This window comes from Pseudomonas sp. Gutcm_11s (genome assembly GCF_028649395.1).
Classification (GTDB): domain Bacteria; phylum Pseudomonadota; class Gammaproteobacteria; order Pseudomonadales; family Pseudomonadaceae; genus Aquipseudomonas.
This window is the reverse complement of the sequence record NZ_JAQSUW010000018.1, coordinates 50,573-73,463: the sequence shown is the minus strand read 5'-3', so window position 1 is coordinate 73,463 and position 22,891 is coordinate 50,573. Positions and strand designations below refer to the sequence as shown.

Sequence of the window (22,891 nt, the reverse complement as noted above, 5' to 3'; positions counted from 1 at the left end):
TCGGGCTCAAGAACGCTCGGCCCAGGAGGCCTGGCTGAAGAATTTCATGGTCACGGCGTGGATGGCGCCACTGGCGATCCACTCGTTGAGGTGGGCATAGATCTGTTGCTGGCGCTTGACCGGGCTGAGCGCGGCCAGCTCGTCGCTGATCAGGTTCAGCTGGAAGTTGCAGCCTTCGCCCTCCACCTCTACGCGGGTGTTGGGCAGTTTGGCCTCCAGGAGGTTCTTAACTTCTACGGCCTGCATGCTCAACCTCGATCGGCGCAAAAGAATTCATGGGCGGGCCAAGGCTCGCGGGTCGGCAATCATACAAAAAAGCCCCCCGCCTGCGAAGCCCGGCAGACGGAGGGCTGTGACGAGGCTCAGGCCGGCAGGCCGAGCAGCTCGTGCAGGCCGGAGACTCGGGCGATGCCCTGCATGTCCTGCGGCAGGCCGCGGACGACAAGAGTCTTGCCCGCCGCCTTGGCATCACGCATGAACGCCAGCAGCAGGGAAAGCCCCACGCTGCTGGATTTCGCTACGTCGGCGCAATCGAGCACCAACTCGCGCGCCGGGCTCGCCTTGATCAGCGCACGCCCCTGCTCACGCAGATCCGGGCCGCTGCGATAGTCGAGCACGCCGGCGAGCAGCAGCTCACCGTTCGCGCCCTGACGAATCACGGCGTCGCTCATTGACCACCCGCCTGCTGGCCTTCGGCGCTTTCCTTGGCCTTGGCCACCACTTCGGCCCAGCCGTCGATGGTCTTGTCCAGGTCGTTGCCATTGCGCTGCATGCTGTCGGCGAACTGGTCGCGGAACAGCTTGCCAACGTTGATGCCGTTGATGATCACGTTGCGCAGTTTCCACTGACCGCCAATCTGCACCATGGTGTAGGACACGGGATAGACGGTGCCCTTGCTGTCCTTGACCTCCATGCCGACGCTGGCGCGGTCGGCACCCTCGGCCTTGGCCGGCAGCACGCGAATGCCCTGGTTGTCGTATTCCAGCAGGGCGTTGCCGTAGAACTGCATCAGGCTGCGCTTGAAGTTCTCTTCGAAGCGCTTCAGCTGCTCGTCGCTGGCCTTGCGCGAGTACTTCACGGTCATGATGCTGCGCGAGATGCCTTCGCTGTCGACCACCGGGCCGAGGATGCGCTCCAGGCTGTCGTAGAAGGACTGCGGGTTCTGCTTGTAGGCGGCCTTGTTGGCGGTGAGGTCACCGAGCAGCTGGTCGGTAGTGCCCTTCACCACGTCATGCGCGGTAGGAGCGGCCACGGCCACCAGCGGCAGGCTGGCCAGCAGGATCAGCAGGCCACGACGCAACAGGTTGTAGGTGCTCATTTGCTTTCCTTGTTCACCGAATTCATCAGGAATTTACCGATCAGGTCTTCCAGCACCAGTGCCGACTGGGTGTCATGGATGGTACCGCCATCCTTGAGCAGGTCCTCCTCGCCACCGACGCTGATGCCGATGTACTTCTCGCCGAGCAGGCCGGCGGTCAGGATGGACGCCGTGGAGTCCATCGGCAGGTTGTCGACCCGCTTCTCCAGCTCCATGGTGACCCGACCAGTGTAGCTATCACGGTCCAGATCGATGGCGGTGACCTTGCCGATGGTCACACCCGCCATGGTCACCTTGGCCCTAGTGGTAAGACCGGCGATATTGTCGAAGTTCGCATACAGCTTGTAGGTATCGCCCGAGCCAGCGGGGGACAGGCCGCTGACTCGCAGGGCGAGCAGCAGCAGCGCCAGCAATCCGGCCAGCAGGAACAGGCCGACGCCGATTTCCAGGGAGCGGCTTTGCATCAGAGATCTCCAAACATCAGGGCGGTCAGAATAAAGTCGAGGCCGAGCACGGCGAGGGAGGCGTAGACCACGGTCTTGGTCGTGGCGCGGCTGATGCCCTCGGAGGTCGGCTCGCAGTCATAGCCCTGGAACACGGCGATCCAGGTTACGACGAAGGCGAACACCATGCTCTTGATCACGCCATTGAGCACGTCTTCGGTAAATTGCACGCTGTTCTGCATGTTCGACCAGAACGAGCCTTCATATACGCCCAGCCAGTCGACGGCGACCATAGCCCCGCCCCAGATGCCGACCACGCTGAAGATCGCGGCCAGCAGCGGCATGGAGATGAAGCCGGCCCACAGGCGCGGAGCGATGATGTACTTGAGCGGGTCGACGCCGATCATTTCCAGGCTGGACAGCTGCTCGGTGGACTTCATGTTGCCGATCTCGGCGGTCAGCGCCGAACCGGCGCGACCGGCGAACAGCAGACCGGTCACCACCGGCCCCAGCTCGCGCAACAGAGTCAGGGCAACCATCTGCCCCACGGCCTGCTCGGAGCCATAGCTGGTGAGGATGTTGTAGCCCTGCAGGGCCAGCACCATGCCAATGAACAGGCCAGCGACCACGATGATTGGCAGCGACAGCACACCCACCGAATAGAGCTGACGAATCAGCAACTGGCCGCCATTGCGCAGGCCGCTACGCCCGAACAGCGAGCTGAGCAGGAACAACGCCGAGCGGCCCATGGACTGCACCACGTCGATACCAGCTCGACCCAATAGCGCAATGCGCTCGAGGGGGGACTTCCTACGCATCAGCGCGCTCCCAGCAAATCGTCGATATAGCCCGGCGCCGGGTAGTGGAAGGGAACCGGGCCGTCCGGAATGCCCTTCATGAACTGCTGGATGCGCGGGTTATCGGAATTCATCAGTTCAGCCGGCGTGCCCTGCCCCAGCACCTGGCCATCACCCACCACATAGAGGTAGTCGGCGATGCTCGCGGTCTCGGCCAGGTCGTGGGAAACCACGATACTGGTGATGCCGAGCGCGTCATTGAGCAGGCGAATCAGGCGCACCAATACGCCCATGGCGATAGGGTCCTGACCGACGAACGGCTCGTCGTACATGAGGATCTGCGGGTCCAGGGCGATGGCCCGGGCCAGTGCCACGCGGCGCTTCATGCCACCGGAAAGCTCATCCGGCATCAACTCGACTGCACCGCGCAGCCCCACGGCCTGCAGCTTCATCAGCACGATGTCGCGGATCATCTCGTCAGACAGCTTGGTATGCACCCGCAGCGGAAACGCGACGTTCTCGAACACATCGAGGTCGGTGAACAGCGCACCGCTCTGGAACAGCACACCAAACTGCTTGCGCATATCGAACAGGTCGGCGCGCGACAGGCTCGGCAGATTCTGCCCATTGACCCAGACCTCACCGCTAGCCGGCTTGAGCTGGGCGGCGATCAGGCGCAACAGGGTGGTCTTGCCGCAACCGGAAGGCCCCATGATGCCGGTGACCTTGCCGCGCGGGATGCGAATATCGACGTTGTCGAAGATGTTGCGCGCGCCTCGTTTGAAGGTCAGGCCCTTCAACTCGACGGCATAGGCGTTATCGGCGCTCATCCAAACTCCTTGTTACACAGCCCTTCCTGGGTCAGACGCCGTAACCCGCGACGGGGATACCTGGCGCCGCAGTCAGGGCCGAACAGGGCGCGGAATATAGCACTGGCGGGCCTCCCAGCCCAAGGGCGTGCAACTTTTTCATAACATTCGGTCACAGGATAAGCCTGCCGTCGCGCCCACAGGTGAGCCGACGCGCCTTTGGCGTTATAATCCGCGTCTTTTATGCCGAGCACCGCCAAGTCCCTCATGAGCCAGACCAGCGACCTGATCCAGTCCGCACAGCGCACCATCCGCCTCGAGACCGAGGCTGTGAACAGCCTGCTCAGCCGCATCGACGCCGATTTTGTCCGCGCCTGCGAGATGATCCTGACCTGCAAAGGCCGCGTGGTAGTGGTCGGCATGGGCAAGTCCGGCCATGTCGGCAACAAGATCGCCGCCACCCTAGCCAGCACCGGCACACCCTCCTTCTTCGTCCATCCTGCCGAGGCCAGCCACGGCGACATGGGCATGATCACCCGCGACGACGTGGTTCTGGCCCTGTCCAACTCGGGCTCTACCGCAGAAATCGTCACCCTGCTGCCACTGATCAAGCGCCTGGGCATCCAGCTGATCAGCATGACCGGCAACCCCGAGTCGCCGCTGGCCAAGGCCGCCGAGGTCAACCTGGACGCCCGCGTCGCCCAGGAGGCCTGCCCGCTGAACCTGGCACCAACCTCCTCCACCACCGTTTCCCTGGTACTCGGCGACGCCCTGGCCATCGCCCTGCTGGAGGCCCGCGGCTTCACCGCTGAAGACTTCGCCTTCTCGCATCCGGGTGGCGCCCTCGGCCGTCGCCTGCTGCTGAAAGTGGAAAACGTGATGCACGCCGGCGAGCGACTGCCGCTGGTGCAGCGCGGCACTTCGCTGCGCGAGGCGCTGCTGGAGATGACCCGCAAAGGCCTGGGCATGACCGTGATCGTCGAGGCCGACGGCAAGCTGGCCGGAGTCTTCACCGACGGCGACCTGCGCCGCACCCTGGACAAGGGCATCGACGTACGCGACGCCAGCATCGACCAGGTGATGACCCTGCACGGCAAGACCGCCCGCGCCGAGATGCTCGCCGCCGAGGCCCTGAAAATCATGGAAGACCACAAGATCAACGCACTGGTCGTAGTGGATGCCGAGGACAAGCCCGTGGGCGCCCTCAACATGCACGACCTGCTGCGCGCCGGAGTGCTGTAAATGACTAGCGAACTGCTGCAACGCGCCAAGGCCGTGAAACTGGCCATCTTCGACGTCGATGGCGTGCTGACCGACGGCAAGCTGTACTTCCTCGTCGACGGTAGCGAATTCAAGACCTTCAACACCCTGGACGGCCACGGCATCAAGATGCTGATCAATTCCGGCGTGCGCACCGCCATCATCAGCGGCCGCAAGACCCCGGTGGTCGAACGTCGCGCGCAGAACCTCGGCATCCAGCACCTGTACCAGGGGCGAGAGGACAAGCTGGTCGTTCTCGACGAGCTACTCGGCGAACTGGGCCTGAGCTACGAGCAGGTTGCCTACCTGGGCGATGACCTGCCCGATCTGCCGGTGATCCGCCGCGTCGGTCTCGGCATGGCCGTCGCCAGTGCCGACGGCTTCGTCCGCCAGCACGCCCACGGCGTCACCCAGGCACGTGGCGGCGAAGGCGCCGCACGCGAATTCTGCGAGCTAATCATGCGCGCCCAGGGCAACCTGGAAGCCGCGCAGTCCGCCTACCTCTAGGATCAACCATGAACGGCAAACTGCGTAATTACCTGTTCGCCCTGCTGACCGTCGCCCTGGTCGGCGCGCTCGGCTACTGGAACATTCGCCCGGAGAGCTTCATGGAGCGCCAGGCGGCGGCCGAGGCCGACAACGCCATCGATTTCTACGTGACAGGCGCCAGCACACAGCAGTTCCAGGAAGACGGCAAGCTGCACTACGAGATGACCGCCGATAAGCTCGAGCACATCAAGGCCACCGACATCACTCTGCTGGAAAAACCGGACCTGCAGCTGTACCGAGGCACCCAGTATCCCTGGCACGTGCGCAGCGACAAGGGCGAGGTGGGTCCAGAGGGCAAGCAGGTCGAACTGATCGACAACGTGCGCATCGCCCGCACCGATGCGAAGAACCGCCCGACTGTGATCACCAGCAGCCGCGTCACCGTATTCCCCGATGAGGAATATGCGCAGACCAAGCAAGCCGTTAGAATCGAGGCCGCCAACGGGGTGACCACGGCACAGGGAATGAAAGCGTACATGAACGACGGCAGGATCAACCTGCTGTCCAACGTAAGAGGCCAGCATGAGGTTCGTTAAAACCTTCCCCCTACTGCTCTGCCTGGGCGCCGCGCTCGGAAGCGCCAGCGCCTGGGCCCTGCCCAGCGACCGCGATCAGCCGATCCGCGTGCAGGCAGACAGCGCAGAACTGGATGACAAGCAAGGCGTGGCCGTTTACCGCGGCGGCGTGGTGATCACTCAGGGCACCCTGAAGATCACCGGCGACACCGTGACCATCACCCAAGATGCCAACGGCGAGATCGAGGTCTTCACCTCGGTGGGCAGACCCGCCTACTACGAGCAGAAGCCGTCCGCCGACAAGGACATCGTCAAGGCCTACGGCCTGACCATCCAGTACTACGCGACCAACGAGCGCATCGTGCTGATCGACCAGGCCAAGGTGATCCAGCAGGGCAACACCTTCGAAGGCGAGAAGATCGTCTACGACACCCAGCGCCAGATCGTCAACGCCGGCCGCGCCACGGGCAGCAACGTCTCGGTGCCGCGCCCGCGCATCGACATGATCCTGCAGCCACGCAAGAAGAACGAGCAAGCGGGGCAGGCGCAGTAATGGCGACCCTCAAAGCCCAGCACCTGGCCAAGGCCTACAAGGGCCGCCAGGTGGTCCGTGACGTCAGCCTGTCCATCGACAGCGGCCAGATCGTCGGCCTGCTCGGCCCCAACGGCGCCGGCAAGACCACCTGCTTCTACATGATCGTCGGCCTGGTTCAGGCCGATCAGGGCCGCGTGCTGATCGACAGCGACGACATCAGTCATCAGCCCATGCATGGCCGCGCCCGCTCGGGCATCGGCTACCTGCCGCAGGAAGCCTCGATCTTCCGCAAGCTGTCGGTGGCCGACAACATCATGGCCATCCTCGAGACCCGCAAGGACCTCGACCGCGCCGGCCGCGAGAAGGCCCTGGAAGCCCTGCTGCAGGAATTCCACATCAGCCACATCCGCGACAGCCTCGGCATGAGTCTGTCCGGTGGTGAACGCCGTCGCGTGGAAATTGCCCGCGCCCTGGCCACCGAGCCGAAGTTCATCCTGCTCGACGAACCCTTCGCCGGTGTCGACCCGATCTCGGTCGGCGACATCAAGCAGATCATCCACCACCTCAAGGCCAAGGGCATCGGCGTCCTGATCACCGATCACAACGTGCGCGAGACCCTGGATATCTGCGAGACCGCCTACATCGTCAACGACGGCCAGCTGATCGCCGAGGGCGACGCCGAGACCATCCTGGCCAACCAGCTGGTCAAGGAAGTCTACCTGGGGCACGAGTTCCGCCTCTGAGCACGAGCCCCGCACGGGGCTTGCGCAAAGGGCTAGAATCATTCAAGGTCAGGCATATAATTTGCTTCCTAGGGCGGCCCTCCGCCCTGTAGTGGATGGCGCCGCGCGCCGGCAAGTGAACAAGGTACCCAGCCCCATACCATGAAACCGTCGCTAGTCCTCAAAATGGGCCAGCAGCTGACGATGACTCCGCAGCTGCAACAGGCCATCCGTCTCCTCCAGCTCTCCACTCTGGACCTGCAACAGGAAATCCAGGAGGCCCTGGAATCCAACCCCATGCTGGAGCGCCAGGAAGACGGCGAGGATTTCGACAACTCCGACCCGATGGCTGACGGCGCCGAACAGAACACCCCCTCCCAGCAGGACAGCTCGAACTTCCAGGACAGCACCGTCGCGGTCAACAACACCGAGAGCGCGGAAGATGGCGAGTGGCACGATCGCATCCCCAGCGAGCTGCCGGTGGACACCGCCTGGGAAGACGTTTACCAGACCAGCGCCAGCAGCCTGCCGAGCAACGATGACGACGAGTGGGACTTCACCACCCGCACCTCCGCCGGCGAGAGCCTGCAGAGCCATCTGCTGTGGCAGCTCAACCTGGTGCCGATGTCCGATACCGACAAACTGATCGGCGTCACCATCATCGACTGCATCAACAACCAGGGTTATCTGGAAGAGAGCATCGACGAGATCGTCGAGTCCTTCGATCCGGAACTGGAGATCGAGGCCGATGAAGTCGAAGCAGTCCTGCGCCGCATCCAGCACTTCGAGCCCGCCGGCATCGGTGCCCGCGACCTGCGCGAATGCCTGCTGCTGCAACTGCGCCAGCTGCCAACCAACACCCCTTGGCTGACCGAGGCCCAGCGCCTGGCTGGTGACCACCTCGATCTGCTCGGTGGTCGCGACTACGCGCAACTGATGCGCCGCATGAAGCTCAAGGAAGACGAGCTGCGCCAGATTATCGAGCTGATCCAGAGCCTTAACCCGCGCCCGGGTTCGCAGATCGAGGCCAGCGAGCCGGAGTACGTGGTGCCGGACGTGATCGTGCGCAAGCACAACGAGCGCTGGCTGGTGGAGCTGAACCAGGAATCGGTACCGCGCCTGCGCGTCAACCCACAGTACGCCGGCTTCGTGCGTCGCGCCGACTCCAGCGCCGACAACACCTTCATGCGCAACCAGCTGCAGGAAGCGCGCTGGTTCATCAAGAGCCTGCAGAGCCGCAACGAGACGCTGATGAAGGTGGCGACACAGATCGTCGAGCACCAGCGCGGCTTCCTCGACTACGGCGACGAAGCCATGAAGCCCCTGGTTCTACATGACATCGCCGAGGCGGTGGGCATGCACGAGTCGACCATTTCCCGCGTAACCACGCAGAAATTCATGCATACCCCGCGCGGCATCTACGAGCTGAAGTACTTCTTCTCCAGCCACGTCAGCACCTCCGAGGGTGGCGAATGCTCGTCCACCGCGATCCGCGCCATCATCAAGAAACTGGTGGCCGCGGAAAACGCGAAAAAGCCGTTGAGCGACAGCAAGATCGCTGGTTTACTGGAAGCACAGGGCATTCAGGTAGCCCGCCGCACCGTCGCCAAGTACCGCGAATCGCTCGGCATAGCGCCATCCAGCGAACGCAAGCGACTGATGTAAGCGGCCCTGAGCGGAAGGCTTCTGCACCACCGTACCGAGCGCCAGATACCCTGTCAGGGGGAACCATGGCCCGCAGTGCACCAGCCCTCCCAGCCAACGTGTTACGGCGGCAGGCAAGCTAGTCTGTCTCTTACACCAGGCAACAAGGAGATGCGTTATGCAAGTCAACATCAGTGGACATCAACTGGATGTGACCGACGCCCTGCGCGACTACGTCGGCGAGAAACTCGGCCGACTGGAGCGCCACTTCGACAAGATCACCAATGTGCAGGTCATCATGGAGGTCGAGAAGCTGAAGCAGAAGATCGAAGCGACCCTGCACATCGCCGGCGGTGAAATCGTCGCCAATGCCGAACACGAAGACATGTATGCGGCCATCGACCTGCTGACCGACAAACTCGACCGACAACTGATCAAACACAAGGAAAAGCAGCTGGGCCGCCTGCAAGGCGCCACGGCTCGCTGACACTCCCCACCAAATGATTCGACTCGAAACCATCCTGACTCCCGCACGCTCCCTGGTGAGCGTGCCGGGAGGCAGCAAGAAGCGTGTACTCGAACAGATTGCCAACCTGGTCGCCCGTGATCTCACCGATCTGGACGTCCAGGACATCTTCGAAAACCTGGTCGCCCGCGAGAAGCTCGGCTCTACCGGCTTCGGCAACGGCATCGCCATTCCCCATTGCCGCCTGCCCGGCTGCCAGGCGCCGATCAGCGCCGTGCTGCACCTGGAAGCGGCCGTGGACTTCGACGCCATCGATGGCGCGCCGGTAGATCTGCTGTTCGTCCTGCTGGTACCGGAAGCCGCCACCGACGAGCACCTGGAGCTGCTCCGCCAGATCGCCAGCATGCTCGACCGCAGCGAGGTGCGTGAGCGCCTGCGCCAGGCACAGAGCAGCGAGAGCCTGTATCAGGTGGTCGTCGACGTTCAGAGCGGACACTGAGGCGCGGCGCCATGCGGCTGATCATCGTCAGCGGTCGTTCCGGCTCGGGCAAGAGCACAGCACTCGACGTGCTGGAAGACAACGGTTTCTACTGCATCGACAACCTGCCCGCCGGCCTGCTGCCGGACCTGGCCGAACGCGCCCTGCTGGAAACCGAACTGCTGCACCCGCAGGTCGCGGTGTCGGTTGACGCGCGCAACCTGCCCAGCCAGCTCAAGCGCTTTCCTGAACTACTCGACGAGGTGCGCGCCCGCCACATCCAGTGCGATGTGCTGTACCTCGACGCCGCCGACGAGACCCTGCTCAAGCGCTTCTCCGAGACCCGCCGGCGTCACCCGCTGACCAATCAGGAACGTGCGCTGGCCGAGGCCATTCGTGACGAAGCCACGCTGCTGGCGCCGATCATCGATCTCGCCGACCTGAAGATCGATACCACCCATCTCAACCTCTACCAGCTGCGCGATACCATCAAGCTGCGCCTGCTCAACCAGCCGGAGCCGGGCACCGCCTTCCTGGTCGAGTCGTTCGGCTTCAAACGCGGCATGCCGGTGGACGCCGACCTAGTGTTCGACGTGCGCTGCCTGCCCAATCCGTACTGGAAGCCGGACCTGCGCGACATGTCTGGGCTGGAGGCACCGGTAGCCGAGTACCTGGCCGCGCAGCCGGATGTCGAGGAGATGTACCAGGACATCCACTGCTACCTGAACAAGTGGCTGCCGCGCTTCGCCGCCAGCAACCGCGCCTATGTCACGGTCGCCATCGGCTGCACCGGCGGCCACCACCGCTCGGTGTACCTGGCCAACCGGCTGGGCGAGGCCCTCAAACCCACGCTGAAGAACGTCCAGGTCCGCCACCGCGACCTTGGCTAAGGACTGCAATGCCCGCCCGCGAGATCACCATCATCAACAAGCTCGGCCTGCATGCCCGCGCCGCCGCCAAGTTTGTCGGCGTGGCCAGCGGCTTCCCCTGCCAGGTACGGGTCGGTCGCTCGCCAGAGAGCCTGGTGGACGGCAAGAGCATCATGGCGGTGATGATGCTGGCCGCCGGCAAGGGCACCAACATTCATCTGTTCAGCGAGGGTGAGCGCGAGGACGAGGCGCTCGCCGCGCTGGTCGCGCTGATCGACAACAAGTTCGACGAAGGCGAATAACGCACCCACGGGTTACGAGCCACTGGTTTAAAGCCAGAGCCTCGTAACCCAGGCCCTCAGGCGAGCGCGGTATCCAGCACCATCATCAGGCAGAAGCCACCAGCCAAACCCATGCTCGCCTCGGTGGCGTAGCCCTTGCGGTGGGACTCGGGAATGATCTCGTGGACCACGGCGAACAGCATCGCTCCCGCTGCCAGCGCCAGCCCCCAGGGCAACAGCAGCGCCGAAACGCCCACCAGCCAGGCACAGAGCACGGCGAACAACGGCTCGACCAGCCCCGACGCGGCGCCTATCAACAACGCCTTGCCGCGCCCCATCCCACCGCCAACCAGCACCAGAGCGATGATCAGGCCCTCAGGCAGGTCCTGCAGGGCAATGCCCATGGCCAGGGTGTCCGCCCCTTCCAGCCCGGCACCGGCCGACACGCCGACGGCCATACCCTCGGGAATGTTGTGCAGCACGATCGCCACGACGAACAACAGGATGTTCGGCGCCAGCGCCTGCAACTCGCCATTGCCGGCGCGCATCTGCACCTCGGGCAGGCAGCGTCCCAGGCCGAATAGCGCGCCCGCGCCCAGCAACAGGCCGAAGCTGGCGAGGAAGCCCGCGCCCCACGGGGAGAAGCCCAGTCCCTCGGCCGCCGCCAGCGCCGGGATCAGCAGCGAGAACACGGTGGCCGCCAGCATCACCCCACCACCGAAGCCCAGCAGGGTGTCGGCGAAGCGCGTCGAGATACTGCGCATGAACAACACCGGCAGCGCCCCCAGCGCGGTACCCAGCGCACACAGCAGGCCACCCTGCAGCGCCCGCCAGATCTGTGGCTGGATCGTCTGCTCGGCGATGCTGGTGGCCTGCACCAGCAGCAGGCTGCAGCCGAGCAGTACCACCGAGAAGCCGATCAGGTAACGCAACGTCCGACCTCCGGTCGAAGAAAAGCCGTGCTGCATGCCGTCCATCCCTTCAATCCGCCGCCAGGGCTGCACGGTAGCGCCGCGCCACCTCTGCCCAGTCGACCACGTTGTAGAAGGCGCCAATGTATTCCGGTCGGCGGTTCTGGTACTTCAGGTAGTAGGCGTGCTCCCACACATCCAGGCCGAGGATCGGCGTATTGCCGTGCATCAGCGGGCTGTCTTGGTTGGCACTGCTTTCCACCAGAAGGCGCTTGTCCGGCGCCACGCTGAGCCACGCCCAGCCACTGCCGAAGCGACTCAGCGCCGCCTTGGTGAAGGCCTCCTTGAAGGCCGCGAAGCCACCCAACTGCGTCTCGATGGCCGCTGCCAGCTCGCCAGCAGGCTCACCACCGCCAGTGGGCGACATCACCGTCCAGAACAGCGTGTGGTTGGCATGCCCACCGCCCTGGTTGATCACCGCCGCGTGCAGCGTCTGGGGCAACTCGGCCAGGCGCCCTAGCAGCGCCTCGACCGGCCACTCTGCGTATGACGATCCCTCGAGGGCGGCGTTCAGGTTGTTGATGTAGGTCTGGTGATGCTTGCTGTGGTGGATCTCCATGGTCTGCGCATCGATGTGCGGCTCCAGGGCGTCGTAGGCATAGGGCAACGCAGGCAGGCTGTGGGCCATTGTGTGGCTCTCCTTCAGTGGTAATGACGACCGGGGCTGGTCGCAGTCGGGGTGCGCCGCCAGGCATGCCGTTGCGGCGCGCCGAGCAGCCGATCGGTGCGCGGGAAGGCGCCGTGCTCGGCGATGAACTGCAGCAGTTCGAGATAGGTACGCCGACTGTGATGCATGGCGGCGCTGCGCAGCCCCTCGTGCAAGGCCGCATCGGCCAGGGTCTGCAGCAGCCGCTCGTGACTGGCACAGAGGTTCTCCGCCGCCTCTTCCGGCTGGCCCAGGGTCAGGTGCAGATCGGCCAGGTTGTGATGGGAGATGACGAAGGCCGCCACCGCCATGTCATGGTCGGGCCAGCGCCCATACAGCACCTGGGCCTCGGCCAGCGCCTGCAGGTAGAGCTCGCGGGCCTGCACCCAGTCGCCGTCGATGAAGCAGCGATTGCCCGCCTCGATGGTTCTTTTCCAGTGCTCCATTGCCTGAACTCCTCGCCTTGCCGGCGCTGTAGCGGCCTCAGAGGCCGCCTTCGGTGAGTTTTTCCGGGTTGAGCAGCTGCTCCAGCTGCTGCCGCGACAGGTCGGTGTTTTCCAGCGCCACCTCGATGATTGGCCGCCCCTCGCGGTAGGCCTGCTTGGCGATCTCGGCGGCCTTGAGGTAGCCGATGATCGGGTTGAGCGCGGTGACCAGGATCGGGTTGCGATCCAGCGCCTCACGCAGCTTCGGCTGGTTGACCTTGAAGCTGGCGATGGCGCGGTCGGCCAGCAGGCGGCTGGCGTTGCTCAGCAACTGGATGCTGTGCAGCAGGTTGTCGGCCACCAGCGGCAACATCACGTTCAGTTCGAAGTTGCCGGACTGCCCGGCGATGGCGATGGCGGCGTCGTTGCCGATCACCTGGGCGGCAACCATCGCGGTGGCCTCCGGGATCACCGGGTTGACCTTGCCCGGCATGATCGAGGAGCCCGGCTGCAACGCCTCCAGCTCGATCTCGGCGAGGCCGGCGAGCGGGCCGGAGTTCATCCAGCGCAGGTCGTTGGCGATCTTCATCAGCGACACCGCCACGGTCTTCAGCTGGCCGGAGATGGCCACGGCGGTGTCCTGCGAGCCGATCAGGGCGAAGAAGTTGGTGCCGGTGCTGAAGGGCACGCCGGTCAGCGTGGTCAGTTCGCGGCAGAAGTGCTCGGCGAAGCGCGGATGGGCGTTGACCCCGGTACCCACCGCGGTGCCACCCTGGGCCAGGGCCTGCAGGCTCGGCTGCAGCGCGCGCAGGTGCACGATGTTGGCCTGGATCTGCTGGCCCCAACCGTCCAGCACCTGGCTCATGCGCACCGGCATGGCATCCATCAGGTGGGTGCGCCCGGTCTTCACGTAGGGCTGCACCTCCAGCGACTTCTCACACAGCACGGTGAGCAGGTGGCCAAGAGCCGGCAGCAGGCGCTCATGCAGTTCGATGGCGGCGCTGACGTGGATGGTGGTGGGGATGATGTCGTTGCTGCTCTGCCCGCAGTTGACGTGGTCGTTGGCGCCGACCTTATCGCCGAGGATGCGGCTGGCCAGGGTGGCGATCACCTCGTTGGCGTTCATGTTGGAACTGGTACCAGAGCCGGTCTGGAACACGTCCACCGGGAAGTGCGCCATGAAGTCGCCTTCCAACAGCTGCTGGCAGGCCGCGACGATGGCATCGCCCTGGGCCGGCGAAAGCTGCTCCAGCTCGACGTTGGCCCGCGCCGCCGCGGCCTTGGCCAGGATCAGCGCGCGGATGAAGGGCGCCGGCATGCGTTGCCCGGACACCGGGAAGTTGTTCACCGCACGCTGGGTCTGCGCGCCGTACAGCGCCGCTGCAGGTACTTCCAGCTCGCCCATGCTGTCGCGTTCGATGCGGGTGTCACTCATAGGGATGTCCTTCTAATGGCTCGTTGAATGAGAGGGATGGCGACAGGTTCAGGGTCGCCAACCGGTTGCGCAGGCGAAGGTGCGTGCGCTGCTGTTCGAGGTCGTGAGCGAGGTACTGCAATCCATGCAGCGGCCGCCAGGCGCGGTCGAGGCAGAGGTTGCGCCAGTGCCAGGGCAGCGCCACGTCGCTGGCCGTGTCCAGCAGCAGCTCCAGGGTCAATACCGAGAGCTGCCAGGGCTCTATCCGCCCCTGGGCGGCCAACTGGTGGCCGTGGAACTCGTGCTGATCGAGCAGGCGCGGCTCGTCCGGCAGCAAGGCACAGCGAATGCGGAAGCCTTGCCAGCGCCAGCAATCGAGACAGGGGGTGAAAAATGCAAAGGACATGGGCGTCCACTCTTACCGAATAATGATATTAATTCTTGATTGAGAAGAATAATCAATACACAAAGAGTAGGGACTTGCCAGTCGACAGGCATGAAAAAGCCCGGTGTCCTCACGGAACACCGGGCTTGGCGTGATGCTGCGGGCGATCAGCTGCCGGCGACGGTCATCCGCTCGATCAGCACCGAACCGGTGCGGATGTTGCCGCGCAGTTCCAGATCGCTGCCGACGGCGACGATCTGGCGGAACATCTCGCGCAGGTTGCCGGCGATGGTGACTTCCTGCACCGGGAACTGGATCTCGCCGTTTTCCACCCAGAAGCCGGCGGCGCCGCGCGAGTAGTCACCGGTGACCAGGTTGAGGCCCTGCCCCATCAGCTCGGTAACCAGCAGGCCGCGATCCATGCGCTTGAGCAGCGCCTTCTGGTCCTCGTCGCCGTGACTGACGAACAGGTTGTGCACGCCGCCGGAGTTGGCCGTGCTGGGCATGCCCAGTTTGCGCCCGGAGTAGGTGCCGAGGATGTAGGAGACCAGCTCGCCGCCGGCGACGAAGGGCTTGGCGTAGGTGGCCAGGCCGTCGCCGTCGAAGGTGGCGCTGCCCATGGCGCGTGGGATGTGCGGACGCTCGTCGAGGTTCAGCCATTCGGGGAACAGGCGCTGGCCCAGCGCGCCCTCGAGGAACGAGGAATGGCGATACAGATTGCCGCCGGAGATGGCAGCCATCAGGTGACCGAACAGGCCGGTGGCCAGCTCTGCGGCGAACAGCACCGGTACCTCGCAGGTCGGCACCGGGCGCGCGCCGAGGCGCGCTACGCTGCGCTCGGCGGCGCGGCGACCGATCAGCGCCGGGTCGGCCAGCAGCTCGCCCTGGCGACTCACGTCATACCAGTAGTCGCGCTGCATCTGCCCTTGCGCCTCGGCGATCATCACGCAGCTCAGGCTGTGCCGGGTGCTGGCGTAGCCACCGACGAAGCCGTGGCTGTTGCCATACACGCGACAGCCCTGGTGGGTGCTGAGGCTGGTGCCATCGGCATTGCTGATCCGCTGGTCGGCGGAGAAGGCCGCAGCCTCGCAGGCCAGGGCGCGCTCGATGGCCTGCTCCGGGGTGATGTCCCAGGGATGGAACAGGTCCAGTTCCGGCAGTTCGCGCGCCATCAACGCGGCATCGGCCAGGCCGGCACAGTCGTCCTCGGAGGCATGCTTGGCGATGGCCAGCGCCGCTGCAACGGTCTCGCGAACCGCTGCATCGCCGCTCGCCGAGGTGCTGGCCGAACCCTTGCGCTGGCCGACATACAGGGTGATGCCGAAGCCCTGGTCGCGGTTGAACTCGACCGTCTCGACCTCGCCCTGGCGCACCGTGGTGGACAGTCCCTGCTCCAGCGACACCGCCACTTCACAGGCGCTGGCGCCCTGGCGACGCGCCTCGGCGATGATCTGCTCGACCTGCGCCTGCAGGTCCGGCAGGGCCTGTGGGCCCACTGCTTGTGCTGAACTCATGTTGCACTCCAACGACGGGCGGCCGGTCCGCTGCGGACAGGCCCTCCCTGACTGGTTATCATGGCGGCGTTTCCACTCGGACCGCCCCCATGGCTGATTCATACGACGAAGACTTCTCCGGCGAGAAGAGCAAGACCCAGATCAAGCGCGAGCTGCACGCCCTGCAGGATCTCGGTGCTCGCCTGACTACCCTCAAGCCCGACCTGGTCGCCAAGCTGCCGATCACCGACGGCCTGCGCAAAGCCCTGGCCGAAGCTCCGAAACACACGGCCAATGCCGCCAAGAAACGCCACGTCCAGTTCATCGGCAAGCTCATGCGCGACCAGGACATCGAGGGCATCCTCGCCCTGATCGACCAGGTCGACAGCTCCACCCGCGAGTACAACGAGCGCTTCCACGCCCTCGAGCGCTGGCGCGATCGCCTGATCACCGGTGACGACACCACCCTGGAGAGCTTCGTCGCCGAGTACCCGGACGCCGACCGCCAGCACCTGCGCAGCCTGATCCGTCATGCCCAGCACGAGGCGGCGCGGAACAAACCGCCAGCCGCTGCGCGCAAGGTCTTCAAGTACATCCGCGACCTGGACGAGGTCCAGCGCGGCCTGCGTTAAACCTTCCTTCCGGCCAGGATCACCGGGCGCGTAACGCGCCGGCGCCTCAGGCGCCGGTGCCACCCACGGTGATCGCGTCGATCTTCAGGGTCGGCTGGCCGACACCCACCGGCACCGACTGACCATCCTTGCCACAGGTTCCCACGCCGCTGTCCAGGGCCAGGTCGTTACCCACCATGGACACCTTGCTCATCGCCTCCGGGCCATTGCCGATCAGGGTTGCGCCCTTGACCGGCGCGGTGATCTTGCCGTCCTCGATCAGGTAAGCCTCGCTGGTAGAGAACACGAACTTGCCGCTGGTGATGTCGACCTGGCCGCCGCCGAGGTTGGCGCAGTAGATGCCCTTCTTCACCGAGCGGATGATTTCTTCAGGGTCACTCTCGCCGGCCAGCATGTAGGTGTTGGTCATGCGCGGCATCGGCAGGTGCGAGTAAGACTCGCGGCGGCCGTTGCCGGTTGGCGCCACGCCCATCAGGCGCGCATTGAGCTTGTCCTGCATGTAACCCTTGAGCACGCCGTTCTCGATCAGCGTGGTGCATTGGGTCGGCGTGCCTTCGTCGTCCAAACTCAGCGAGCCGCGGCGCCCGGCCAGGGTGCCGTCGTCGACGATGGTGCACAGGCTCGACGCCACCTGCTGGCCGATACGGCCGCTGTAGGCCGAGCTGCCCTTGCGGTTGAAGTCGCCTTCCAGGCCGTGGCCGACCGCCTCGTGCAGCAGCACGCCGGACCAGCCGGCACCCATCACCACCGGCAGGGTGCCGGCCGGCGCGGGAATCGCCTCCAGGTTGACCAGCGCCTGGCGCAGCGCTTCACGGGCGTAGCCCATGGCGCGCTCTTCGCCGCTGCCGTCGCGCTCGAGGAAGTAGCGGTAGTCGCTGCGCCCACCGCCACCATGGCCACCACGCTCGCGGCGGCCGTTTTGCTCGACGATCACGCTGACGTTGAAGCGCACCAGAGGGCGAATATCGGCGGCCAGGCTGCCGTCGTTGGCGGCCACAAGGACATGATCCCAAACCCCGGCCAAACTGACGGTGACCTGCTTGATGCGCGGGTCGAGGGTGCGGGTGAAGGCATCGATGCGCTTGAGCAGTTCGACCTTCTCGGCGCGTTCCAGCACCTCCAGCGGGCTGTCCTGGGCGTACAGCGCGGTCACCGTCGGGCTGGCGAAGGCCTGCACCTTGCCCTGCTGGCCCGCGCGGGCGATCGAGCGCGCGGCACGCGCCGCCTGGCCCAGGGCCTCGGCATGGATGGCGTTGCTGTAGGCGAAGCCGGTCTTCTCGCCGGACTGGGCACGCACGCCCACGCCCTGGTCGAGATTGAAGCTGCCTTCCTTGACGATGCCGTCTTCCAGCACCCAGGACTCGGAGACCTGGCTCTGGAAATACAGGTCGGCGGCATCGATGCCGGGCCCCACCACTTCCGCGAGAATGGCCGGCAACTGCTCGATGGAGAGGTTGCCGGGGCTCAGCAGGTGACCGCTGACGCGGCCGAGGATCTCGTTCATGACTGCTCCGTTGGCGCCGGAGCCGGTTGCTCGGGCGCGATGAATCTTCTGTGGCGGGCCACCGGCATACGCTGGCGGATCGCGTCCTGCTCGGCCGCATCGCGGCTGGCCAGCAGCACGGCCTCGCCAAAGGGCTGCTCGGCCAGCACGCGGCCCCAGGGGTCGATGATCGCCGAGTGGCCAAAGGTCTCGCGGCCTCCCGGATGGCTGCCACCCTGCCCCGCCGCCAGCACGTAACACTGGGTCTCGATGGCACGGGCGCGGGTCAGCACCTGCCAGTGGGCCTCGCCGGTGACGGCGGTGAACGCCGCCGGGGCGCTGATCAGCTCGGCACCGGCCTCGCGCAACCGGCTGTACAGCTCGGGGAAACGCAGGTCGTAGCATACCGTCAGGCCGAGCTTGCCGACCGGCGTATCGGCCACCACTACCCGCTCGCCGAAGGCGAAGTCATCCGACTCGCGATAACGGCCGCGGGCATCGGCCACGTCGACATCGAACAGGTGCAGCTTGTCGTAGCGCGCCGCGCACTGGCCCTGGTTATCGATCAGCAGCGAGCAGGCGTGCGCCTTGGCGTCGGCCTTGCCCTCCGGTGGCAGCGCAATGGTGCCGGCCACTATCCACAAGCTGAGGTCGCGGGCGGTGCATTTCAACCAGGGCAGGATCGGGCCGTGCCCCTCGGCCTCGGCGCGACCGAGAGCGGCGAGGTCGCGGCGGCCCATGGCGGCGAAGTTTTCCGGCAGCACGGCGAGCCGCGCGCCGGACTCGGCGGCCTGCTGCAGCAGGCGACGAGCGGCGGAGAGGTTGGCCAGGACATCGTCCTGGCTGACCATCTGGATTACGGCGAGGGACATGGAAGCTTCCGTCCGGTGATTACCTGCATGCTACCGCAAGTCACTCAGCGCGGCTTCTCGAACGGCTTGTCGAAGGTGATCTCGGGGTCGTGCCAGGGGCCGCTGACCTTGTACTGCACGCTGGCGAAGCGGGCGACACGGTCGCCCAGCAACTTGTCGGCAACGAACAGCGCACCGCCTATCGCTGGCGCGCCGACGATCAGTGCCGCCAGCGGCAGGTTGTTGGTCACCGGCAGGGTCACCAGCAGGCTCGCATCGATCTGGTTGCGCGCCATGTCCAGCTGGCCGTTCATCTCCATGGTGCTGGAGGGGCCAACCACGCGCAGCGGCTCGCGAGTGTCGAACACGCCGTTCTGGCCGACCAGCAGGGTCTTGGTGGTGTCATAGCTGAAGCCCTTGCCGAGCAGGTCGGAGAAGTCCAGGCGCAGGCGGCGGCTGATCGAGTTGAAGTTGAGCAGGCCGAAGACCCGCAGAGCCGAGGCCGAGCCCTGCACTTCGACGAACTGGCCCTTGCGCAGGCTGGCGTCGAGGCTGCCGGAGAAACGCTTGAGGCCGAACCAGGCCGGCGAGCCCGGCCAGCGACCATCGACATCCAGGCGGAAGCGTTCGCTGGTGGCGCTCGGCGCATAGTCCCAGGCACTGAGCACATCAGCCAGGTTCTTGCCCTCGATGCGCCCCTTGTACCAGCTGCTGCTGGCCCCCGGCGCGCCCTCCCAGCCCATTTCGCCGCCCAGCTTGAGACCCTTGAGATCGAGGTTCAGCTCGCTGAAACGCGCGCCCTGGGGCGTCGGCCGGGCCTTGAACGACCAGGCACCGACCAGCGCATCACCCTGCATGACCTTGGCGATGCGCACGTCGAGGGCGGGAATCTGCCGTGGGTCGACGGCGCCGAGCAGGTCGGGCTTGTCCGGCTCTGGCTCCGTCTCGGCGGCCTTGTGTGGCTCGGCCGGCGGGAAGCTCAGACGCGCCAGGTTGATGTCGATCGGCGCACCTGCCGCATCCGGCAGGCCGATGCTGCCCTCCAGCAACGCGCTGCTGAGGTCCAGCTGCCAGCCCGCCTGGGCCCGGGCCAGCTTGACGCCGAGATTGTCGACCTGGGTACCGAAACCGTTGAAGCGGCCGATGGCCAGGTCGGCGCCACGGAAGAATTGGCGATTCTGGCCATCGCCGGCCAGGCTCACGTAGGGCTTGGCCGCCGTTTGCCAGGCATTCCAGTCCAGCTCGGCCAAGCGTCCGTTCACGCGCAATCCCGCGTCCGACGGCAGCTTCGCGGGGTCACCGCCCAGGCGCAGCTCACCACGCCCCTGCAGGGTCTGCCCCGGTGCAGCAGCCAGGGCCAGGCTGGCCACGTTGCCGTAGTCCAGCCAGTAGCGCCGCTCCGCGCCTTGTAGGGTCATGCGCCAGCTGGTGTTGCGGGTCTCGTTGGCAGCCTTGGCGAAGGGCGCCGGCAGCTCCACGGCAAGGCCCTTGAGATCGGATTCGATGCGCAGCTGGCTGTCACTGCCGTCCAGCGCCAGGTTCAGCTTGTAGGGAATCTCGCCCTTGAGCGGCAGCGCCTGGGTCACACCGAGCCAACCGGTCAGTTGGGCCAGCGGAATCTTGCCGCTGGCCTCGATGCGCGTGCGCCCGGTACCGCGCGCGCCCTCGGCCAGGGCGCGGCCACGCACCGCATGCCCCAACACCTGAGCGCGGATATCCGGCGAACTGAGGCCGGATGCGGTGTTGAAGCGGAAAGCGCCCTTGAGCTGGCTGAGCGCCAGCTTGGGCGTGGCGATCTGCAGCTGCGCGCCTTCGGTGGCGAAGTCCACCTGCACCTGGGGCTTCGGGCCCTTGGCCAGTGGAATGTCGAGCTTCAGCTTGCCACTCAGCGGCCCCTGGCCTTGCCAGCCGGCGAAGATCTCGGCCGTGCCGATGGGCGCCTCCTGGAGAATCTTCAGCGCATCCGGCAGGCTGCTCTCCAGTTCGCCATCCAGCGCCATGCGTGGCGGCTGGCCGTGGGCCGCCTTGGGAATATTGGCCGTCACCTCACGCACTCGGCTGTCGAGTATTACACCCTCGGGCACCCGTACATCGACGCCATCGTCCTCGATCAGTACCTCGCCACGGGCCTCACGCAGTGCCGGCCAACCCGGCTGGAAGGCCAGTTCGGCGCCATCCACCTGGAAATACAGGCTGATGCTGCGCGCCGCATCTTCGGCGCCCTTGGCCAGCGAGCCCTGGTACTGGAACCAGCCATCTTCGATGTGCCCGGCGCGAATTGCCGTCTGCAGCCACTCGGCCAGGGCCGGGCTGAGGCCGGGCGAACGGGTCGGCAGATACTTCTTGGCCGGCAAGGCGTTGCCGTCCTTCAGGCCGACGCGCAGGTCCATGTAGTCCTCCAGCGCCGGGTCCTTCATCAGCCGCACCATGAAGTCGCCGGCGACATGCCCCTCATCGCCTTCCACCTGCAGGTAGGGGCTATAGAGGGTGAAGGCCTCGTCGGTGAGCTGCCAGCGCAGGGTGGCGCCGGCCTGGCGGTAGTGCCACATCTCGGGGAACAGGTTGGGGAAGTGCAGGCCGAAATTCTCGCTGGCCATCAAGCCTTCACCACCACCGAGATCGCCACGCACACTGCCGCTGACATTCTCCGCCGCGGGAATCCCGTTCCAGGCGCCGATGCCGACCTTCTCCAGGTTGACCGAGAACTGCACGCGCTTGGCGTCGGTCAGCTGCGGCAGGTAATCGATCTGCAGATTGCGCAGGTCGCCCCGCGGGTGCAGCGCGCCCAGCGCCTCCGCGGCCTTTTCCGGCAACGGCGCCAGCGCCTGCAGCACCGGGGTCAGCGGCGTCAGGTCGAGATGATCGGCACTCAGCCGCCAGCGCTCGACCTGGCCCTGGGCATCCAGCTGCTGGCGCAGGGCCAGCTGCACTTCACCCCAGCGGGTCTCGCCCAGGCTCAGGGCCAGGGCGTCGACAAGAAGATCGAAGCCATCGTCGCGGCGCTCGAAATAGGCACTCAGACCGAGATCGTCGACCTCGACCGGCGCACGCTGGGCGAAGGCGCCACGCACTTCCGGCGCATGCAGGCGGGCGGCGCCCCGCTGCACGGCGCCATCGGCCCAGTCCAGCCAGAACTCGCCGCCAGCCTGGGCCTTGCTCAGGCTCCAGTCGCGCATCAGCTTCTTCGGCAACCAGGCCGCCCAGTCGCTCTGCGGCAGGCTCAGATAGGCCTCGGCACGGCTCGCGCGCCAGTCCTTGGGCGCCAGGCGCACCTGCAGGTTGAAGGTCAGAGGCTGGCCGTCCGGCAGACGCAGGCGGCCGTCCAGGCGCTGGCGCACCTTGCCGCTGCGCAGCGTGATGTCGATGTAGGTGAGGCTGAGCGGTTCGCCGCCCTGCGGTTCGAACGTGAGCTGGCTGCCGAGCAGGGAGACCTTGCGCACCATCTTCAGGCCGTCGATCAGGCGCTGCGGGTCCAGCGGCCTGGCCGGGTCGCGCTGCGGCAGTCCCTCGACCGCCCAGTGCCCTTCGGCATCCTCGTGCAGACTGAGCTGCAGCCCCTCGACCTGCAGGTTGGCCAGGCGCGGCTGGCGCGCCAGCAGGCTGTCGAGCACCGCCGGTACCACACGCACCTGGTCCAGGCGCACGGCACTGTCGCCCTCGCCGAGCAGCACGTCGTGCGCGGTGAGCACCGGCGACAGGCCTTGCCAGCTGCCTTCCAGGCTGCCGATCGACAGCGGCATGTTCAGCGCATTGGCGGCGCGCGCCTGCACCTCGTCACGGTACTCGGCAACCAGCGGCACCAGCTGGCGCCCCAGGCTGACGTAAAGCGCGGCCAGCACCAGCACCAGGGCACAGAGCCCCAGTCCCCAGCGCAGCAATCTGCTCAGCAGGCTGGCGAGCATCGA

The 22,891-nt window shown here is 65.8% G+C and carries 26 protein-coding genes; 11 read left to right on the top strand and 15 right to left on the bottom strand.

Going from position 1 to position 22,891, the window contains the following annotated elements; all coding sequences use genetic code 11:
* Positions 1–6 precede the first annotated feature (6 nt).
* From PTT45_RS21850 to PTT45_RS21825, 6 genes are all read right to left on the bottom strand, one after another.
* Positions 7–246, bottom strand: a complete 240-nt coding sequence (locus tag PTT45_RS21850) for a BolA family protein (protein ID WP_021701317.1) — start codon at positions 244–246, stop codon at positions 7–9.
* A 116-nt stretch (positions 247–362) separates the two neighbouring features.
* Positions 363–671 carry an STAS domain-containing protein gene (locus tag PTT45_RS21845; RefSeq protein WP_273816098.1) on the bottom strand — a complete coding sequence of 103 codons (309 nt, stop codon included), beginning with the start codon at positions 669–671 and terminating at the stop codon, positions 363–365.
* Positions 668–1,318 carry an MlaC/ttg2D family ABC transporter substrate-binding protein gene (locus tag PTT45_RS21840; RefSeq protein ID WP_273816097.1) on the bottom strand — a complete coding sequence of 217 codons (651 nt, stop codon included), beginning with the start codon at positions 1,316–1,318 and terminating at the stop codon, positions 668–670. The genes PTT45_RS21845 and PTT45_RS21840 overlap by 4 nt, the downstream gene beginning before the upstream one ends.
* Positions 1,315–1,782: an outer membrane lipid asymmetry maintenance protein MlaD gene (mlaD, locus tag PTT45_RS21835; protein ID WP_043309136.1), complete on the bottom strand. Its 468-nt coding sequence runs from the start codon at positions 1,780–1,782 to the stop codon at positions 1,315–1,317. Before mlaD ends, PTT45_RS21840 begins: the two co-directional genes overlap by 4 nt.
* The gene (mlaE, locus tag PTT45_RS21830; protein WP_043309137.1) at positions 1,782–2,579 is read right to left on the bottom strand and encodes a lipid asymmetry maintenance ABC transporter permease subunit MlaE; all 798 of its coding nucleotides are present in this window, start codon (positions 2,577–2,579) and stop codon (positions 1,782–1,784) included. The genes mlaD and mlaE overlap by 1 nt, the downstream gene beginning before the upstream one ends.
* Positions 2,579–3,388, bottom strand: a complete 810-nt coding sequence (locus PTT45_RS21825; RefSeq protein ID WP_273816096.1) for an ABC transporter ATP-binding protein — start codon at positions 3,386–3,388, stop codon at positions 2,579–2,581. The genes mlaE and PTT45_RS21825 overlap by 1 nt, the downstream gene beginning before the upstream one ends.
* Before the next feature lie 246 nt (positions 3,389–3,634).
* On the opposite strand from PTT45_RS21825, the gene PTT45_RS21820 reads away from it, so the two are divergent.
* From PTT45_RS21820 to PTT45_RS21775, 10 genes are all read left to right on the top strand, one after another.
* Positions 3,635–4,609 (top strand): KpsF/GutQ family sugar-phosphate isomerase, encoded by a 975-nt coding sequence (locus PTT45_RS21820; RefSeq protein ID WP_043309139.1) that lies wholly within the window; start codon positions 3,635–3,637, stop codon positions 4,607–4,609.
* Positions 4,610–5,134 carry a KdsC family phosphatase gene (locus PTT45_RS21815; RefSeq protein ID WP_273816095.1) on the top strand — a complete coding sequence of 175 codons (525 nt, stop codon included), beginning with the start codon at positions 4,610–4,612 and terminating at the stop codon, positions 5,132–5,134.
* Positions 5,135–5,142: 8 nt separating this feature from the next.
* The gene (gene lptC, locus PTT45_RS21810; RefSeq protein WP_273816094.1) at positions 5,143–5,712 is read left to right on the top strand and encodes an LPS export ABC transporter periplasmic protein LptC; all 570 of its coding nucleotides are present in this window, start codon (positions 5,143–5,145) and stop codon (positions 5,710–5,712) included.
* Positions 5,699–6,244, top strand: a complete 546-nt coding sequence (gene lptA / locus PTT45_RS21805; protein WP_043309142.1) for a lipopolysaccharide transport periplasmic protein LptA — start codon at positions 5,699–5,701, stop codon at positions 6,242–6,244. Before lptC ends, lptA begins: the two co-directional genes overlap by 14 nt.
* Entirely contained in the window at positions 6,244–6,969 is a 726-nt protein-coding gene (gene lptB, locus PTT45_RS21800) for an LPS export ABC transporter ATP-binding protein (protein ID WP_273816093.1), read from the top strand. Before lptA ends, lptB begins: the two co-directional genes overlap by 1 nt.
* 141 nt (positions 6,970–7,110) lie before the next feature.
* The gene (locus tag PTT45_RS21795) at positions 7,111–8,613 is read left to right on the top strand and encodes an RNA polymerase factor sigma-54 (protein ID WP_273816092.1); all 1,503 of its coding nucleotides are present in this window, start codon (positions 7,111–7,113) and stop codon (positions 8,611–8,613) included.
* A gap of 157 nt (positions 8,614–8,770) precedes the next feature.
* Complete coding sequence (hpf, locus tag PTT45_RS21790) at positions 8,771–9,079, top strand: ribosome hibernation-promoting factor, HPF/YfiA family (protein ID WP_273816091.1); 309 nt, start codon at positions 8,771–8,773, stop codon at positions 9,077–9,079.
* Positions 9,080–9,092: 13 nt separating this feature from the next.
* A complete protein-coding gene (gene ptsN, locus PTT45_RS21785; protein ID WP_273816090.1) occupies positions 9,093–9,557 on the top strand; it encodes a PTS IIA-like nitrogen regulatory protein PtsN in 465 nt (154 codons plus the stop codon).
* Positions 9,558–9,568: 11 nt separating this feature from the next.
* On the top strand, positions 9,569–10,426 hold the full coding sequence (gene rapZ, locus PTT45_RS21780; protein WP_273816089.1) for an RNase adapter RapZ: 858 nt from the start codon (positions 9,569–9,571) through the stop codon (positions 10,424–10,426).
* 8 nt (positions 10,427–10,434) lie between these two features.
* Positions 10,435–10,707, top strand: a complete 273-nt coding sequence (locus PTT45_RS21775) for an HPr family phosphocarrier protein (RefSeq protein WP_273816088.1) — start codon at positions 10,435–10,437, stop codon at positions 10,705–10,707.
* 56 nt (positions 10,708–10,763) lie between these two features.
* Here PTT45_RS21775 and PTT45_RS21770 read toward each other — a convergent pair whose 3' ends face one another.
* The 6 genes from PTT45_RS21770 to pmbA form a co-directional block, all read right to left on the bottom strand.
* Positions 10,764–11,663 carry a ZIP family metal transporter gene (locus PTT45_RS21770; protein WP_443218227.1) on the bottom strand — a complete coding sequence of 300 codons (900 nt, stop codon included), beginning with the start codon at positions 11,661–11,663 and terminating at the stop codon, positions 10,764–10,766.
* A 4-nt stretch (positions 11,664–11,667) separates the two neighbouring features.
* Entirely contained in the window at positions 11,668–12,285 is a 618-nt protein-coding gene (locus tag PTT45_RS21765; RefSeq protein WP_273816086.1) for a superoxide dismutase, read from the bottom strand.
* A gap of 14 nt (positions 12,286–12,299) precedes the next feature.
* Positions 12,300–12,749: a tetratricopeptide repeat protein gene (locus PTT45_RS21760; protein ID WP_273816085.1), complete on the bottom strand. Its 450-nt coding sequence runs from the start codon at positions 12,747–12,749 to the stop codon at positions 12,300–12,302.
* A 37-nt stretch (positions 12,750–12,786) separates the two neighbouring features.
* Positions 12,787–14,163, bottom strand: coding sequence for a class II fumarate hydratase FumC (fumC, locus tag PTT45_RS21755; protein ID WP_273816084.1), 1,377 nt, complete (start codon positions 14,161–14,163; stop codon positions 12,787–12,789).
* Complete coding sequence (locus PTT45_RS21750) at positions 14,156–14,548, bottom strand: FagA protein (RefSeq protein ID WP_273816083.1); 393 nt, start codon at positions 14,546–14,548, stop codon at positions 14,156–14,158. Before PTT45_RS21750 ends, fumC begins: the two co-directional genes overlap by 8 nt.
* 146 nt (positions 14,549–14,694) lie before the next feature.
* Positions 14,695–16,041, bottom strand: a complete 1,347-nt coding sequence (gene pmbA, locus PTT45_RS21745) for a metalloprotease PmbA (protein WP_273816082.1) — start codon at positions 16,039–16,041, stop codon at positions 14,695–14,697.
* Between the two features lie 89 nt (positions 16,042–16,130).
* On the opposite strand from pmbA, the gene yjgA reads away from it, so the two are divergent.
* Complete coding sequence (yjgA, locus tag PTT45_RS21740) at positions 16,131–16,652, top strand: ribosome biogenesis factor YjgA (protein ID WP_273816081.1); 522 nt, start codon at positions 16,131–16,133, stop codon at positions 16,650–16,652.
* A 46-nt stretch (positions 16,653–16,698) separates the two neighbouring features.
* On the opposite strand, the gene tldD is transcribed toward yjgA, so the two are convergent.
* Genes tldD through PTT45_RS21725 form a run of 3 tightly spaced genes read right to left on the bottom strand, consistent with a single transcriptional unit; the run spans position 16,699 to position 22,888 of the window.
* Positions 16,699–18,156 (bottom strand): metalloprotease TldD, encoded by a 1,458-nt coding sequence (gene tldD, locus PTT45_RS21735; protein ID WP_273816080.1) that lies wholly within the window; start codon positions 18,154–18,156, stop codon positions 16,699–16,701.
* The gene (locus PTT45_RS21730; RefSeq protein ID WP_273816079.1) at positions 18,153–19,007 is read right to left on the bottom strand and encodes a carbon-nitrogen hydrolase family protein; all 855 of its coding nucleotides are present in this window, start codon (positions 19,005–19,007) and stop codon (positions 18,153–18,155) included. The genes tldD and PTT45_RS21730 overlap by 4 nt, the downstream gene beginning before the upstream one ends.
* Before the next feature lie 44 nt (positions 19,008–19,051).
* Positions 19,052–22,888, bottom strand: coding sequence for a YhdP family protein (locus tag PTT45_RS21725; protein WP_273816078.1), 3,837 nt, complete (start codon positions 22,886–22,888; stop codon positions 19,052–19,054).
* Between the last annotated feature and the right edge of the window lie 3 nt (positions 22,889–22,891).